The sequence below is a fragment of the Flavobacterium sp. genome (genome assembly GCF_023151265.1).
Lineage (GTDB): Bacteria > Bacteroidota > Bacteroidia > Flavobacteriales > Flavobacteriaceae > Flavobacterium.
In genome coordinates this window covers 1-1,872 of sequence record NZ_JAKLJH010000229.1, presented here as the reverse complement: position 1 = coordinate 1,872, position 1,872 = coordinate 1, and the positions used below count along the sequence as shown (strand labels likewise).

The 1,872-nt window shown below is 34.3% G+C and carries 2 protein-coding genes; one reads left to right on the top strand and one right to left on the bottom strand.

Going from position 1 to position 1,872, the window contains the following annotated elements; translation table 11 throughout:
- A partial coding sequence (locus L6Q46_RS13860) for a type IIL restriction-modification enzyme MmeI (protein WP_363315887.1) occupies positions 1 to 1,391 on the bottom strand: 1,391 nt, incomplete at its 3' end.
- 251 nt (positions 1,392 to 1,642) lie between these two features.
- Between L6Q46_RS13860 and L6Q46_RS13855 the strand changes: the two genes are divergently transcribed.
- A partial coding sequence (locus L6Q46_RS13855) for a heavy metal-associated domain-containing protein (RefSeq protein ID WP_291284806.1) occupies positions 1,643 to 1,872 on the top strand: 230 nt, incomplete at its 3' end.

Here is a 1,872-nt window from a genome sequence, read left to right as displayed (position 1 = left end):
CTAAGAGCGTTGGCATGAACTATATTTGCTGCTTTCTGCAAAGGAAGTCTCAAAAAATACATTCCAAATTCTTTGCTTAGTTTTTGATTCATCTGGTGGTCTATTAGCCACATTGCTACCTCAGCCACTCTCGCGGGAAATTCTTCAATTTCAATTCCATACATCTGATCTACGTCAATCAGTACTACGGTTTTGATATTCGTAAACATTTCTTTCTTGCTTAGTATCTTTAATACTTCGATTTCTAATAACCGTAATTCTCTATACGTGATTACTAAGAAGTTACCACAACCACAAGCTGGGTCTAGAAATTTTAAATTCCCCAACTTTTTATGAAAGTCGATTAACTTATTACGATTCCCCTTAACAGAGTCAAACTCTTCATAAAGTTCATCAAGAAAAAGTGGTTCAATTAATTTTAAAATATTTTTCTCGCTAGTGTAATGCGCTCCTAAATTTCTTCGCTCTTCTTTGTTCATTACCGCTTGGAACATCGAGCCAAAAATAGCGGGAGAAATCAAACTCCAGTCCAAGTGGCAACATTCCAATAACGCATAACGCATTTTAGAATCGAAGCTGGCAATGGGTAAAACTTCCTCAAACAACTTTCCATTTACGTACGGAAATTTATTTAATTGCTCATCAATATTTTTAAATCGTTTTTCTTTTGGTGTATTTAAAACTTGAAATATTTCATGTAACTTTGCGGCGAGGTCAGAGCCGTCTTCATTTGTTCGTTGCTCTATGTAGTCTTGGAACGCTTGTTTCTCAAAAATCATAGTATCTTCTGCAAATAAACAGAATAAAACTCTTACTAGATACACTTCTAATGGATGCTCCGTATATCCAATATCCTTTAAACGATCATGGAGTTTACCCATTAGCTCGGCGGCTTTGATATTTACAGGGTCTTGCTCTTCATAGATTTTTTGCTCGTAGCCTGCAATAAAAGCAAAGTGTTGGACATTATTTGTTAAATCACTCAGTTTGAACTCAACAACTCTTTCATCGGAGGAAGTCGGCTGTAGGCTTTCTAAATCATACAAACGAAAATTTGTAAAGTCAGAAACTAAAATATATCGGGGCAATTCATTATCCTTTAATCCAGGAAAATAGCCCTTAGCCTGTTCATGGGCTTTATTCAAATCTTTGCCTTTTGATTTGAATTCAATTAGAATTTTCCCTTTCCATAAAAGGTCGATAAATCCTTGTTTGCCGCTTTCATCTTTTACATTTAATTCAAATGTTGCAACTCGCCTTCTATTGATCCCGAACACATGGAAGAACGCATCCATAAAAGACTTCGCCTCGGCTCTTTCATTAAAGTCATTTTCCCATTCTTTAGAAAACTGAACTGCTCGTTCTTTAATTTCATTCCAACTTAATGCCATATTACCTACTATCTAATTTTGAACAAATATCCAATTTTCATCTATTGTAAAAATATAAAAACCTTATTTTTTCCTTGTTCTGTGTCAAGATGATTTTGTTTGAAGCACCTGAGACCAAGACAGAATAATTGCCAACTCAATATATCAAATATATTATTTAGTTCAATTGCAATAATGACTCTCTCAAAAATTAATATAGTATTTTTGAAAAATCCTTGACATACTATACCCCACTATGGTATAATGCAATTATGAAAGAAGCACTGACTCAATTTCAAATAGAAGGGATGACCTGCACTGCTTGTTCAAACCGAATTGAAAAAAACCTGAATAAAATTCCCGGTATAAAAGCAGAGGTCAATTTCGCTTCTGAAAAAGCTACGATCCACTTTTTAGACGGAAAAAAAGATATTGCTTTAATAGAAAAATCGGTAGAAAAAACCGGCTATAAGGCTCGAGAAATTGTATCAAACTCTAGATC